Origin of the sequence: Arthrobacter sp. STN4 (assembly GCF_024539665.1) — a bacterium.
GTDB lineage: Bacteria > Actinomycetota > Actinomycetes > Actinomycetales > Micrococcaceae > Specibacter.
Genome location: NZ_JAKZGX010000007.1, coordinates 26,354 through 39,528 on the forward strand (window position 1 = coordinate 26,354; position 13,175 = coordinate 39,528).

The window sequence follows — 13,175 nt, forward strand, 5'->3', positions numbered from 1 at the left end:
GCATGCTACCTGGCGCGCAGTCGTCTCTTCGCAGGGGCCACGAGGCGCGTGATGACCTGCCGCTTCAAGGCACCAGAGGGTGGATAGACCAGGGCGAGGGTGTCCGGCGACAGCGGCTTGTCCAGCACAGGCTTCCGGTGGGAGAAGGTGTGCACTGAATGTTGTCCGTGATAATTGCCCATGCCGCTGGCCCCCACCCCGCCAAAGGGCAGTCCTGGAACTGAAAGGTGGGCCACGGGCACGCCGAAGTTCAGCGCGCCGGATGACGTCCGTTGCGTAAAGGCCGCCCGCACGCCGGTGTCTGAACTGAAGACGTACAACGACAGCGGCTTGTCGCGGACGTTGATGAAGTTGATGGCGTCCTGCGCCGACTCCACGGTGACCAGTGGCAGGACGGGCCCGAAGATCTCCTCCTTCATGAGTGCGGCGCCGGATCCCACATGGAGCACGGTCGGCTCGATGTACCGGGTGGCTGCCTCATGGCGTCCGCCACTCACCAGCCGGGAACCTTCCCCGTGCCTCAGGTCCTGTTCCAGCATCCCGGCTACACGGGCGAAGGCGGCGTCGGTGGCCATGCGTCCATAGGCAGGGCTGTGGGCAGGATCATCCCCGTGCTGGGCCAGAATGGCCTTGCCAAGCTCCCTGGCCAGCCGGGCCAGGGCACCGGGCGTGCCCAGGACGTAGTCCGGCGCCACGCACGTCTGGCCCGCGTTCATAAACTTCCCCCACGCAATTCGTGCCGCTGCAGCCTTCATGTCAACGGTGTCGTCAATGTACACCGGGGACTTGCCGCCCAGTTCCAGGGTCACCGGGGTCAGGTGCCTGGCCGCGGCCTCCATGACAATCCGTCCCACCCGCCCGTTTCCGGTGTAAAAAATATGGTCGAACCGTTCCGCCAACAACTCCGTGGTTTCCGGCACCCCGCCTTCCACCACGGTGACGGCACCGGAGAGGTACTCAGGGACCCACCGCGCCAGGGCGGCGGAACAGGCGGGCGCCATTTCGCTCGGCTTGGCCACCACCGTGTTACCGGCTGCGAGCGCACCGATAACGGGGGCCAGGAGCAGCTGGATGGGGTAGTTCCACGGTGCAATGACCAACACAACGCCCAAAGGTTCGAGCACGGTGTGGGCCTTGGCCGGCTGGAGTGCCGGCGGGACCTCCACCCTTTGCGGCGCGAGCCACCGTTTCAGATGCTTGGCGGTGTGGGAGATTTCGGCGGTGAGGAAGCCAATCTCTGTCAGCCAGGCCTCGGCTGGATGCTTGCCGAGGTCGGCTGCGAGCGCGGAGCTGAAGTCGTCCCGATGGTCCAGGAGCATTTGGTTCATTGCCTTGAGCCGGTCCAGCCGCCAGGCCAGGGGTTTGCTTGCCCCCGTGGCGAACAGTGACCGCGCGGCAGTGACGGCGTCGCGAATGCTCCCTGGGCGGGATGCCTGTGTGCTCATGGTCTCAATGTACCCGTGCTACGGCCCTTGGGCTGGTGGATCGGAGGCGGTGGAGGCTGCACTACCCGGGGGCCTGCCACCACGGACCGTTCCCGGCAGCACCGGCTTGGCCGAGCTGTAGCTGTGGCCGGTGGGCGTCCGCGTGACGGTGACGGGCCGCCCGTCGGCCCCGGTGGCGGCCTCGCTGCTCCATCCGGGCACTTCCTTGGCCAGGTTGCAGCGTTGGCACAGCCCCTGGCCGTTGGAAACGGTGGTGGAGCCTCCCGCCATGAACGACTTGATGTGGTCGTAGTCCCTGATGGGCGCGCCGCACCACGGGTTGGCGCAGAACTGGTCCTGGTCGAACAGGAACCGCTTCATGACCTCGGGGAACAGCCTGCTCCGGGAATCCATGGACATGAGGCTGCCGGATTCCGGATGCGTGTAGAGCCGTCGCAACCATACCTGTGCCTGGCCCGCCGTGTTGGTGACCATTGCCCTCGCGGCGGCCGCGGGAACGGGGCTGAAGCCGGTGAGGATCGCGGGGTCGTCCGCGCCGTCGAACAGGGCCCTGTCCGTCATGATCAGGTCGAGGTGGATTTCGGCCTCCCCTGCCGTGAGGCATCCGCTGTCCCCTGCTGCCCGTGGTTTCTTCTCCGGTGCGCCCTCTGCGCCCTGACAGGGAAGGTGCTGCCGCAGCCGGTGTGTGAGCACGTCCGCCATGAGCTGCCCCTGGGTGCGCTTGTCCCCGGCATTGCGGGCCGAGTCCGCCACGGCTTTCAGTGCCTTCAGGACTGCCACCCCCTGCTTGAGCGGCAGGAAGGCCTTCAACGCGGCCATGCCGTCCGCCTCCGGCTTCAGGCTGACATGGCGTTCCGACTCCGCCTTGTGCAGGCGCTTGGTGAAAGCGTTGCAGTCAAACTCGTACGCCATCTGCTTGACGGCGGCATCCAGTTCCTTGTCCCCCATGGATTCGAGCGTCGCGGCGTCACCGGCAATGGCCTCGTCCACGGCGTGCCGCTGGTCCGGGGTGAGAAATTCGGTGCCCGCTTCAATGATGGCAGCCCTGCGCTCTGTTAGAACGCCGTTCGAACATGCTTCGAGCGTCCGGGGCATTTCCCGCACAATCCGGGTGGCCGAGGCGACATGCCGGCCGGCTGTCCATTGGGACTCCCTGCGGGCCAGTGCCACGGCCAACACGGTCCCCCTGCCCAAGGCACTCCCCCTGATCCCCAGCTGCGCCTGCCGTGTCGCTTCGATGACCCCGAACAAGACCTCGGCCTTCGCCTGGGCCCCGGCTGCCGCGTTCTTGACGTTTTCCAGCTCCCGGATGGCATCTATCAAGGCTGCACCTGCGGCGCCGACGGCGTCCCGCACCTGCCCGTCCACGGCAATCGGGTCCCCGGGGCGGGCCTGGGCTGCCAGCTGCACGGCATCCGCGAACTGATGGTCCGCCAGCTCCAGCAGCGGTGCGCCGAGCCCCTCCGCCACGGCCGCGGTGAAGTGGCGGGCATGTTCCACCAGGGCGGCCGCCGAACCGGGCAGGGACCACGCGTCCGCCTCTTGTGCTGCACCGGCGGCACCGACCGGGGAAACACCGGCTCCCCCGCCGTCCCAGCCCGCTTCTTCCAGCCACCCAGGCACCTCCACGCCGCACACCTCCTTGGTTCCCTGCGGTTCACGAACCACCCGCCATCCAGCATTGCCGCATGCGGTGCGGCCCGGAAGCCCCCGTCCCCCGTTCTGTGCACAACTGCCATGCCGGCACCGGCTGGGGAGGCGGCGCCCCTGCTGAATGCCCGGGGCCCATTAGGCCCGTGAATGCACGACGGCGGCCCGTGACTCCCCCACGGGAGGCACGGACCGCCGTCGTATGTCAGGCCCGGGTGCCTACACCAGCTGGGCGCGGACCTCCCGGGTGGCGGCGACCAGGTTGCGCAGGGACTCCTCGGTCTCGGCGTAGCCGCGGGTCTTCAGGCCGCAGTCCGGGTTGACCCAGAGCTGGCGGGCGGGCACGTGGCTGACCGCCTTGCCGAGCAGTTCGGCGACCTCCGCCTGGCCGGGGACGCGGGGGCTGTGGATGTCGTACACGCCCGGGCCCACGCCGCGGCCAAAGCCGTGGCTTTCCAGGTCGTTGACAACTTCCATGCGCGAGCGGGCGGCCTCGATGGAGGTGACGTCGGCATCCAGCCCATCGATGGCGTCGATGACCACGCCGAATTCCGAGTAGCACAGGTGGGTGTGGACCTGGGTGCTGTCGGCGGCGCCCGCGGTGGCCAGGCGGAAGGCGTTCACGGACCAGTCCAGGTAGTCGGGCTGGTCGGCGCGGCGCAGCGGCAGCAGCTCGCGCAGGGCGGGCTCGTCAACCTGGATGACCTTGATGCCGGCTGCCTCGAGATCCGCGATCTCGTCCCGCAGTGCGAGGGCCACCTGGTTGGCGGTCTCGCCCAGCGGCTGGTCGTCGCGGACAAAGCTCCAGGCCAGGATCGTGACGGGGCCGGTGAGCATGCCCTTCATGGGCTTGGCCGTCAGCGACTGCGCATAGGCGGCCCATTCCACCGTGATTGCCTTCTCGCGGGTGACGTCGCCCCACAGGATGGACGGGCGCGTGCAGCGGCTGCCGTACGACTGCACCCAGCCGTGCACCGTGACGTCGAAGCCCTCCAGGTTTTCGGCAAAGTACTGGACCATGTCGTTGCGTTCGGGTTCGCCGTGCACCAGCACGTCAAAGCCGAGCTCCTCCTGCAGGCCCACGACGCGCTTGATCTCGTCCTTCATCAGCTGCGTGTAGGTTTCGCCGGTGATGGTGCCCTTGTGGGCGCGGGCGCGGGCGCCGCGGATTTCGCCTGTCTGGGGGAAGGATCCGATGGTGGTGGTGGGCAGCGGCGGAAGTTGCAGCGATTGCAGCTGCGCCGCCTCGCGCACGGCGTAGTCGGAGCGGTTGAAGTCCGCCGTCGTCAGGGCGGAGAGCCGGGCGCGCACGGCGGGACGCTTGACGCCGGTGGCTGCGGCGCGGGAGGCGATCACGGCGGAGGCTTCGGCAATGGCGGTGGCGGCCGACGCCGGGTCCCCCACATAGGCGGCGAGCGTCACCACTTCGCCGGCCTTCTGGTCAGCGAATGCCAGCCAGCTGCGCAGTTCGGCCGAAAGCTGGGTCTCCTCCTCGACGTCGTGCGGGACGTGCTGCGTGGAGGTCGAGGTGGAGACGGCCACCACAAGGCCGGCGGCCTTGAGCGCATCCAGCCTGGCTGCGGATTCAGCCAGGTCGTTGCGCCAGATGTTGTGGCCGTCCACCACGCCGGCAACCACGGTCTTGCCGGCCAGCAGGGCCAGGTCCGCAGCGGGTGGCAGGGCGCCCTTGAAGACGTCGAGGTGGATGGCCTCGACGGCGGTGGCGGCGAGCGTCGGCAGCAGTTCGCCCAGTGCGCCGTAGGGGGTGGAGACCAGGATGGCCGGGCGTTCGGGCGTCGAGGCCAGGACCTCGTAGGCCCGGGCCACGGCGGCCTGGAGCTCCGCGACGGGCACGTCTTGGTCGGCAACGAGGGCCGGCTCGTCCAGCTGGATCCAGGTGGCGCCCGCTGCCGCCAGCCGCGTGAGCAGTTCGGCGTACACGGGCAGCAGGTCTGCCAGGCGGGACAGCGGGGAGAAGCTGGCCGGCGCGTCGTCGGAGGCCTTGCTCAGCAGCAGGTACGTCACCGGGCCCACCAGGTAGGGCCGGGTCTCAATGCCGTTGGCCCGGGCCAGCTCAAACTGCTCCACAATGCGGTTGGATGTCACGGAGAAGGTGGTTTCCGGGCCGATTTCCGGCACCAGGTAGTGGTAGTTGGTGTCGAACCATTTGGTCATTTCCAGTGGCTGCTGTTCCTTGGTGCCGCGGGCCAGGGTGAAGTAGGCGTTGAGGTCCAGTTCGCCGGCGGCGTTGCGCAGCTCGCCGAAGCGGGCCGGGACGGCGCCGACGTGTGTGGTGGCGTCGAGCACCTGGTCGTAGAAGGAGAACGTGCCGGGGACGGCGGCGGCTTCGGTGAGGCCCAGGTCCAGGAGGCGGCGGGCGGCGCCGAGCTGGATGTCGCGGGCGGCGGCGTCCAGGGCGGCTTCATCGATCTGGCCGGTCCAGTACGCTTCGACGGCCTTTTTCAGTTCGCGGCGGCGGCCGATGCGCGGGTAGCCAAGCAGGGAGGCGGCGGGGAAGGCGGGGGTGTTGCTCATGGGAGGTTCCTTAGGGTAAATGGGTTGTCAATGCCAAGGCGGGGGTGCACAAAGGGTTTTATGCCCGCACAAGTTCAGGCTGTGCCGGCCGCCGCAGCGGCGCAGGGCGCGGCAGCTGGAGCTTGTCCAGCACGTCCAGCGCGGCGGCGTGTTCGTTGAAGGTGTACAGGTGGATGCCGGGCGCCCCGGCATCGAGTGCGGCCCGGGCCAGGTCCACCGTGGCCGCCACCCCGATCCGCCGCGCCGCGGTGGCGTCGGCGGCGCGCCCCAGCGCGTCCAGCAGCCCCGGGGCGGGCTCGACGCCGGTCAGCTCGGCCAGGCGCTTGAGGCGCCGCAGGCTGGTGAGCGGCATGACGCCGGGAATCAGGGGGATGGTGACGCCGGCCCGGCGGGCGCGGACCACCAGGTCGCGGTACTGCTCGGCGTGGAAGAACACCTGGGTGATGGCAAAGTCGGCACCGGAGCGCTGCTTGGCCAGCAGCACTTCCAAGTCGTGTTCCACGGACGGGGACTCCGGATGCTTGGCCGGGTAGGCCGCGACACCGATGGCCACGCGGCCGGCGCACAGCAGGGCGGACCGGCCCTGCTCAACGCGGCGGATCAGTTCGACCAGGTCCTGGGCGTAGCGTGGGGATCCGGCCTGCGGAATCCCGGCGGGGTCGCGGGGCAGGTCCCCGCGCAGGGCGAGGATGCCGCGCACGCCGTGGTCCAGCAGTTCGGAGATGATCCCGGCCAGCTCGGCGGCCGTGTTGCCGACGCACGTCAGGTGGGCCAGCGGCCGCAGGGTGCTTTCGGTCAGGAGCCGGTTGAGCAGTTCGACCGCGGTGTCCCGGTTGCTGCCGTTGGCCCCGTACGTGACGGAGACGTAGTCCGGCCTGGTTCCTTCAAGTTCGCGGATGGTGTCCCACAGGGACGCCGAGGCCGTTGGGTTGCGGGGTGGAAAGAGCTCGTAGGAGAGCGCGATGGGTGCACTTGCGCCGGGGGGCGCCAGTGCTGGAGGGGGTGGGGACATTTGCTGTTCCTTGGCGAGGGGTCGGCCCAACCCTGTGGTGCCTAGAACACCGGGGCAGGACGGTTTGTCGTTGAAGTGGCGGCGGAGACACGGCGCTGCACCCACGAGGGGTGCAATGCGCGGCGGTGTTCCGTCAAGCAAATGTCAGGCCCACATGGGGGCACCCACACCCTTGCTCATGCGAAGGGTCGCTGACACACGTTGTGAAAAGTACGCACTGCCAACACTATGCAGCCAAACGGCCGGCGACAAGGCGGATGCCGAATTTTTCCTGCTTTTTACCGATTGTGACCAATAATTTGGACCATGGGCCGGCCATGGCAGGCGGTGTAACCGAATTAAGTACGGATTTCAATGCCTGCGCACACTGTCGAAAGAACTTTCGCCAGGCCCTGTCCACCCCGCCGGGCCGGCGCTACTGTGGGGTCATGAAACAGTTACCAGAGTCATACCTGGCGTACCTTGAGGGCAAGGACGAGGATTTCACGGCAACCGTGCTGCCCATCCTGCGGCAGTCGGCGGCGGACCAGCTCCACGGGGTGAAGGTGGTCCAGCTGCCGCACGGCGTCCAGGCGCACCTGGATGACGCCATCCCGTTTGGGCAGGTCCGCGAGGATTCGGACTAGGAGCCTCAGCCCTTGGCGTCCAGGAGCAGCCGGGCCGCGTTGGGGCTGAAGGTCTTTTCCATGACGAGGCAGGCCGCGCCCACGGCCTCCTCGCCGGGGCACAGCTGCGTGCCGGCGATGTCGAGGGCGTGGACGTCGCTGGTCACGCTGAGCTGCTGCACGATTTCCGGCACCTGCGCCAGGTAGGTGGCGGCCAGCGGCGGCCAGAACGGCCCGCCAAAGACCACCCTTTCCACGTCCAGCAGGCTGGCCAGCACCGAGACGACGCCGGCCATGCGGCGGGCGGAGCGGGCCAGGACGCCGGCGGCACCGGCGTTGCCGTCCTGGGCGGCTGCCGCGACGGCAGCCAGGTCCGCCTGCAGTCCGGCCGGGTTCTGCGGGTCGACTGCGGGCAGCACGCCCAGCGCCCGGGCTTCGGCCACAAGCGTTTCAGGCATGCAGGTGGCCTTGACGCAGCCGCGGCGCCCGCAGTCGCATTCCGCGCCGTCCGGGTCGGTGATGATGTGGCCAATCTCGCCCACGTTGCCCGAGGAGCCGCGGACCACCTCGTCGCCCATGATGAGCCCGGCGCCGATGCCCGTGCCGATGTAGATGTAGACAAGGCTTGCCGCGGTCCCCGTGGCCCCGGTCCACAGTTCGGCCACCACGGCGGCCGTAACGTCCTTGTCCATGACGACGGGCAGCCCCGTGGCCTCCTGCAGGATGCTGCGCACCGGCACCCTCAGCCAGCCGGGCATGTGCGGCGGATCCACCACGGTGCCGCTGGCCGCGTCGATGGGGCCCGGCAAGGCCACCCCCACCCCGGCGATGCGCAGCTGGTCGACGCCGGAGCGCTCAATGATCGCCCGGATCTGCCCACCCATGGCGGCGACAGCGGCTTCGGGTGCGCTGTCAAGGTCGGTGGGCTGCTCCAGGGATTCGACCACCGTGCCGGCAGCATCCACCAGGGCGAAGCTGGTGACGGCCGGGTCGATGTGGACGCCGACGGCGAACATCCCCTTCGGGTTCAGCCGCAGGATGGTGCGGGGCTTGCCGGGGCCCGAGGCTTCCTTGCCGGCCTCCATGATCAGCCCGGCATCGAGCAGCCGGCGGCAAATGTTGGAGACGGTTTGGGCGGCGAGCCCGGCCGATCCTGCCAGCTCCACCCGGCTCAGCCCCTCCGCCGAGCGCCGGATGGAGTCCAGGATGACGGCCTGGTTGAAATCGCCCATTTTGGGCAGGTTGGTGCCGCGGCGCCGCTGCGGCGCCGTGGCCTCGGGAACACCCAACATTGACTCCTTGAGAATGACGGAACGGGTTGGCGGCGAGGCCCCAACTCCCTCCGCTGAAACACTACCTCCTCGCATGAAGGCTGTGCTGCACGCCACGGCCCGGGGTCCTCAGCCCCGGGATCCCCAGCCGGCCACGGAGCGCGCCACCGTGAACTTGCTGTTGCGCCCCATCACCTCCGTGGCACCCACGCGGCCCTGCAGCTGGGGGCGGTAGTCAAGGTGCCGGTTGTACACGGTCCACAGCTCGCCGCCGGGCGCCAGGACCCGGCCCGCCGCGTCAAAGAGCTTCAGTGCGATCCCGGCATGGACGGTGGCACCGACGTGGAACGGCGGGTTGAGCACCACCAGCTCCGCCGAACCGGCCGGGAAGCGTGCCAGGGCATCGTCGCGGACCACCGTGACCTGCGCCCCCAGCCCGTTGGCCGCTGCCGTGGCCGCTGCAGAGGCCACAGCAGCGGCCGACTGGTCCGTTGCCCAGACCTGCAACCCGGGGCGCGCCGTCGCCAAGGCCGCGGCGATGGTGCCGTTGCCGCAGCCAAGGTCGACGGCGGTGGCGGCGGGGCGCATCCGGGGCAGGAAGTCGAGCAGGAAGCGGGTGCCCAGGTCGAGTTTGGTGCCGCCGAACGTTGCCCCGTGGGCGCACAGCCACAGGCCCAGGTGAGCGTTGAACTCCTTGCGCGGAAAGTCCGGTGCCAGCACCCCCTCCCGCGGCCCGTCCACCATGAGCAGGCGGGACTTGTGCCAGGCCCGGCCGGGCACTACGTGTTGGAAGTGGCTGCCCAGGACCTCGTTCATGGCAAGGGTCATGTGCTTGACGCGTCCGCCCGCCACCACCTGCACGCCCGGTGCGGCGTGGGTGCGGATCAGTGCCGCCGTCTCGGCCAGCTCGTCCAGGCTCCGCGGCAGCTGCCACAGGACCACCGTGGCTCCGGAAAACAGGCCGGGCACCAACGGCATGGACACGTGGCGGCCCGCGAGCCCCAGCCGTTCGGCGTTGTTGGCCGCTGCCAGCTCACCGGACAGCGCATCCTGGTGGACACGGATGCCGGCCAGGCCGTGCCGGGCCGCCGCGCCCAGGGCCAGCGCACCGTAACGGTCGCCCACAACGGCCAGGGAACCGCCGTCGTGTGTGCCGGCGAGTGCCGCCAGGCGGTCCGCGGCCCCGGCCAGGATCAACTCATCCGTGGCGTCGTGCGCGTAAAGGTTGGGGGCCTCAATGTCCGGAAAGCGCCGCAATGCGGGGAAATCAAAGCTCGCGGTGGCCGGTCCGCCCGGGCCGGGATCCTGCATGCTGCTCATGGTGCCCCTTCACAATGGCCCCGGCGCCGGGGCCCGCACCAAGTTTAGCCGCGCCGCCCGCCCGGCCCCGTGTGACAAAGTCGACATGTGCAATACATCACATCCGTCCTAGAATCAAATCAGTCACTCAAGCACTCAAGTCAACAGCGATGTCGCCGTCAAAGACGACTTAAGGGGTTACCATGAGCGAAATCACGCCACTGCGAAACACCGTACGCAACGGCAGCGGGCTCAAGCGTGTGGGCGGTTTGTGGGGCGAATGCCTGGCCGAGTTTCTTGGCACCTTCGTCCTGATACTTTTTGGCGACGGTGTGGTCGCCATGGCCGTGGCCGCACTGCCTGGCAGCGGGCGCACCGCCGGCGCCAACATCTTCTTCCAAGGCGCCGGAGACTGGCTGCTGATCACCTGGGGCTGGGCCCTGGCCGTGACCATGGGCGTTTATGTGGCCGGCGGCGTGAGCGGGGCCCACATCAACCCTGCCGTCACGCTGGCCTTCGCCGTTCGGCGGAAATTCGCCTGGAACAAGGTCATTCCCTACATCGTCTCCCAGGTGGTGGGCGCGTTTGCCGCCGCCGCGTTGCTGTACCTGGTGTACTACAACGCCATCGACGCGTTTAACAAGGCCCTGGGGGACCAGCCCAGGGACTCCGGAAAGGGCTTCATCACCTTCTCCATCTTCGCCACCTTCCCGGCACCCTACTTCAACGGCAACCTCACCATCCCGTTCATCGACCAGGTGGTCGGCACCGCCCTGCTGGTGATCCTCGTCGTGGCCATCGTTGACGCCCGGAACGCAGCCGTCAAGGCCAGCATGGCGCCGCTCATGATCGGCCTGGCCGTGGCGGCCATCGGCATGTCCTTTGGTGCCAACGCCGGATACGCCATCAATCCGGCCCGTGATTTTGGGCCGCGGCTGTTCGCCTGGATGGCCGGCTGGGGCGACGTGGCCCTGCCGGGGACGGCAAGCGGCATTCCCGGTGCGTACAGCTGGTACTTCTGGGTGCCGATAGTCGGCCCGCTCGTGGGCGGCGTGGTCGGCGTCATCCTCTACGACTGGTTCATTGGCGACATCCTGCACGCCCGCCGGGCGCTGGCCGAAGCCCCGGAGACCGGACGCAACCCCGAGCCGGGCCGCTCCACCGACACCGGGGGCACCGCCGAAGAGGACTGACGCCCGGAGCTACAGGGCGTCCACGTACAGCCACTGCCTGCCGATCCGCACAAAACGGCTGGTTTCCAGGAGGCTGTCCCGGGCGCCCCCGGCGCGGAAGTGCGCCCGGAACGCAACAATGCCGTCGTGGTCCAGGGGGCCGCCGCGGACGGTGTCAAGGATGTCCAGGCGGTACCACTGCTGGCCCGGGTCCAGGCCCACGCTCCCCGGGCGGGTGTCCGGGTGCCAGGTGCGCAGCAGGTACGCTGCGTTGCCGGTGGCAAAGGCCGTATAGCGTGAGCGCATGAGGGCCCCGGCCGTGGGGGCAAACCGTGTGCCGGCCGGCGCGTCAAGGAACCTGCCACAACACGCCTCAAGCGTGTCGCCGCTGTTGCAGGGGCACCTCACGGCAGGCACCGGGCGGGGGAACCTGCTGGGGAAGGAAGCCGCTGGTTGGGGTGCCGGGGGCCGGCCGGGGCGCAAGTGCACATGGCCACCATTCTTCCATTGTTTGAATGCGCGCCCCGGCGGGCGGCGCTACGGCTTGCAGCGATGCCGGTGACGGCACCCGGTGCGCGGCAGACAAAAAAGTCCGCATGCCGGGGACAGCATGCGGACTTCCTTGATTTGGTGGAGCTGAGGGGACTCGAACCCCTGACCCCCTGCATGCCATGCAGGTGCGCTACCAGCTGCGCCACAGCCCCAAACATTGGATATTCAATTGCAAACTACCCCGGATTCCGTGGTGTGTTTGGTGGAGCTGAGGGGACTCGAACCCCTGACCCCCTGCATGCCATGCAGGTGCGCTACCAGCTGCGCCACAGCCCCAAACACTTGCTTTTTCCTTGACCTTTCGGTCTTGGCCGAAGCAACTTGTCTATCCTAGAACACGTTTCTTCAGGTTGCCAAATCGGGCCGCAATCCCCCGGAACCACTCCGGTTTTGGCCCGTCATGGAGCTAATCCTCGACGGGTTCGGCCAGGTCTTCGGGCGCCTCGAACGGCTGGGGCAGGGTGCCCACGTTGTGTTCAGTCAGGCGCCAGTGCCATTCGCTGGCCCCGGCCAGCGACGGCTGGGACTGCTCCACCACGGACCAATGGCAGTTGGACAGCCCCGAGAGGGTGCGCCACAGTTCCTCGGGCAGTCCCAGCAACTTGGCCAGGCCCACGCGGGTGGCCCCGCCGTGCGTGGCCACCACCAGGGTGCCGCCTTCGGGCATGGCGTCAATCCCGTCCAGGATGGCCGCCACCATGCGCCCGGCCACCTCCCGCCTGGTCTCGCCGCCGCCCGCGCGCACGGTGGGTTCATCGAGCTGCCAGAGCTTGATCTCCGCCGGATAGGCCCGCTCAATCTCCTCGAAGGCGAGCCCCTCCCAGCGTCCGCCGTACGTTTCACGCAGGCGCGCGTCCACCGTGATGGCTTCCCCGGTCAGCGACGCAAGGGCCTGCGCCGTGGCGAAGGCCCGGGACAGGTCGGAGGAGACAATCCTTACCGCGCCCGGGCCGGGCAGGGCGGCCAGCTTGCCGGCCAGCAAGGCCGCGGAGCGCTCTGCCTGGCCGGCGCCCACCTCGTCAAGGGGGATGTCGCTCTGGCCCTGAAAACGCCGCGCCGCATTCCAGCCGGTGCGCCCGTGCCGCCAAAAGATCACCCTGCGGCGTGGGCCGGCGGGCTGAAGGACGGATTGTGCCGGTGTCCGCAGGGCAGGCTCCTGCCCCGGTGCGGCGGCGGGCTCCGGCACGGCGGACGCCCCAGGTTCGGTGTTGATGGGAACTACCCGGCGTCCACACCCTGGGCGGCGTCCTGCTTGACCGAAGGATCGGACTCGGGCAGTTGCAGGTCCACCACGGGGCAGTCGGCGTAGAGGCGCTCCAGGGCGTAGAAGATCCTGTCTTCCTCATGCTGGACGTGCACCACGATGTCGGCGTAGTCCAGCAGCACCCAGCGTCCCCCCGAGCGGCCTTCGCGGCGTACGGGGCGCATGTCAAACTTGTGCAGCTCGTCCTCGATGCCGTCCACGATGGCGTTGACCTGGCGTTCGGTGGGGGCGGAGGCGATGAAGAAGATGTCCGTAATGGCCAGCCGGTCGCTCACATCCAGGGCGATGAGGTCCTGGGCGAGCTTGTCCGACGCCGCCCGCGCTGCTGCCCGGGCCACCTCGATCGAGTGTTGTGTTGCGGTCACTAAAT

General features: G+C 68.7%; 11 protein-coding genes and 2 tRNA genes. 2 read left to right on the top strand and 11 right to left on the bottom strand.

Features of this window, described 5'->3' with window-relative positions; all coding sequences use genetic code 11:
• Positions 1-5: 5 nt before the first annotated feature.
• The 4 genes from MMF96_RS07265 to MMF96_RS07280 form a co-directional block, all read right to left on the bottom strand.
• The gene (locus MMF96_RS07265) at positions 6-1,445 is read right to left on the bottom strand and encodes an aldehyde dehydrogenase family protein (protein ID WP_256883067.1); all 1,440 of its coding nucleotides are present in this window, start codon (positions 1,443-1,445) and stop codon (positions 6-8) included.
• A gap of 18 nt (positions 1,446-1,463) precedes the next feature.
• A complete protein-coding gene (locus tag MMF96_RS07270) occupies positions 1,464-3,113 on the bottom strand; it encodes an HNH endonuclease signature motif containing protein (RefSeq protein ID WP_256883068.1) in 1,650 nt (549 codons plus the stop codon).
• Between the two features lie 201 nt (positions 3,114-3,314).
• Positions 3,315-5,630, bottom strand: coding sequence for a 5-methyltetrahydropteroyltriglutamate--homocysteine S-methyltransferase (gene metE, locus MMF96_RS07275; RefSeq protein ID WP_256883069.1), 2,316 nt, complete (start codon positions 5,628-5,630; stop codon positions 3,315-3,317).
• A 58-nt stretch (positions 5,631-5,688) separates the two neighbouring features.
• Positions 5,689-6,642 (bottom strand): methylenetetrahydrofolate reductase, encoded by a 954-nt coding sequence (locus MMF96_RS07280; RefSeq protein WP_176617956.1) that lies wholly within the window; start codon positions 6,640-6,642, stop codon positions 5,689-5,691.
• 428 nt (positions 6,643-7,070) lie between these two features.
• Between MMF96_RS07280 and MMF96_RS07285 the strand changes: the two genes are divergently transcribed.
• Positions 7,071-7,268: a hypothetical protein gene (locus tag MMF96_RS07285; RefSeq protein ID WP_176617957.1), complete on the top strand. Its 198-nt coding sequence runs from the start codon at positions 7,071-7,073 to the stop codon at positions 7,266-7,268.
• Between the two features lie 5 nt (positions 7,269-7,273).
• Here the strand turns inward: MMF96_RS07285 and MMF96_RS07290 are convergent, their stop codons facing one another.
• Together MMF96_RS07290 and MMF96_RS07295 are read right to left on the bottom strand one after the other, a co-directional pair.
• Complete coding sequence (locus MMF96_RS07290; RefSeq protein WP_256883070.1) at positions 7,274-8,539, bottom strand: ROK family transcriptional regulator; 1,266 nt, start codon at positions 8,537-8,539, stop codon at positions 7,274-7,276.
• A 108-nt stretch (positions 8,540-8,647) separates the two neighbouring features.
• Complete coding sequence (locus tag MMF96_RS07295) at positions 8,648-9,838, bottom strand: methyltransferase (RefSeq protein WP_306295770.1); 1,191 nt, start codon at positions 9,836-9,838, stop codon at positions 8,648-8,650.
• A 182-nt stretch (positions 9,839-10,020) separates the two neighbouring features.
• Here MMF96_RS07295 and MMF96_RS07300 point away from each other — a divergent pair, with 182 nt between their 5' ends.
• Complete coding sequence (locus MMF96_RS07300) at positions 10,021-11,010, top strand: MIP/aquaporin family protein (RefSeq protein WP_256883071.1); 990 nt, start codon at positions 10,021-10,023, stop codon at positions 11,008-11,010.
• A 9-nt stretch (positions 11,011-11,019) separates the two neighbouring features.
• On the opposite strand, the gene MMF96_RS07305 is transcribed toward MMF96_RS07300, so the two are convergent.
• The 5 genes from MMF96_RS07305 to rsfS form a co-directional block, all read right to left on the bottom strand.
• A complete protein-coding gene (locus tag MMF96_RS07305) occupies positions 11,020-11,478 on the bottom strand; it encodes a YchJ family metal-binding protein (RefSeq protein ID WP_309145223.1) in 459 nt (152 codons plus the stop codon).
• A 139-nt stretch (positions 11,479-11,617) separates the two neighbouring features.
• Positions 11,618-11,693 (bottom strand) — tRNA-Ala (locus tag MMF96_RS07310).
• 48 nt (positions 11,694-11,741) lie between these two features.
• Positions 11,742-11,817: transfer RNA gene (locus tag MMF96_RS07315), tRNA-Ala, on the bottom strand.
• A 130-nt stretch (positions 11,818-11,947) separates the two neighbouring features.
• Positions 11,948-12,727 carry a histidine phosphatase family protein gene (locus tag MMF96_RS07320; protein WP_256883073.1) on the bottom strand — a complete coding sequence of 260 codons (780 nt, stop codon included), beginning with the start codon at positions 12,725-12,727 and terminating at the stop codon, positions 11,948-11,950.
• A 32-nt stretch (positions 12,728-12,759) separates the two neighbouring features.
• Entirely contained in the window at positions 12,760-13,170 is a 411-nt protein-coding gene (rsfS, locus tag MMF96_RS07325) for a ribosome silencing factor (RefSeq protein WP_256883074.1), read from the bottom strand.
• Positions 13,171-13,175: the final 5 nt, after the last annotated feature.

Coding starts and splice junctions, on each gene's coding strand:
- MMF96_RS07265 (WP_256883067.1), bottom strand. CDS start 1,445: ATGAGCACACAGGCATCCCGCCCAGGGAGCATTCGCGACGCCGTCACT.
- metE (WP_256883069.1), bottom strand. CDS start 5,630: ATGAGCAACACCCCCGCCTTCCCCGCCGCCTCCCTGCTTGGCTACCCG.
- MMF96_RS07280 (WP_176617956.1), bottom strand. CDS start 6,642: ATGTCCCCACCCCCTCCAGCACTGGCGCCCCCCGGCGCAAGTGCACCC.
- MMF96_RS07285 (WP_176617957.1), top strand. CDS start 7,071: ATGAAACAGTTACCAGAGTCATACCTGGCGTACCTTGAGGGCAAGGAC.
- MMF96_RS07290 (WP_256883070.1), bottom strand. CDS start 8,539: ATGTTGGGTGTTCCCGAGGCCACGGCGCCGCAGCGGCGCCGCGGCACC.
- MMF96_RS07295 (WP_306295770.1), bottom strand. CDS start 9,838: ATGAGCAGCATGCAGGATCCCGGCCCGGGCGGACCGGCCACCGCGAGC.
- MMF96_RS07300 (WP_256883071.1), top strand. CDS start 10,021: ATGAGCGAAATCACGCCACTGCGAAACACCGTACGCAACGGCAGCGGG.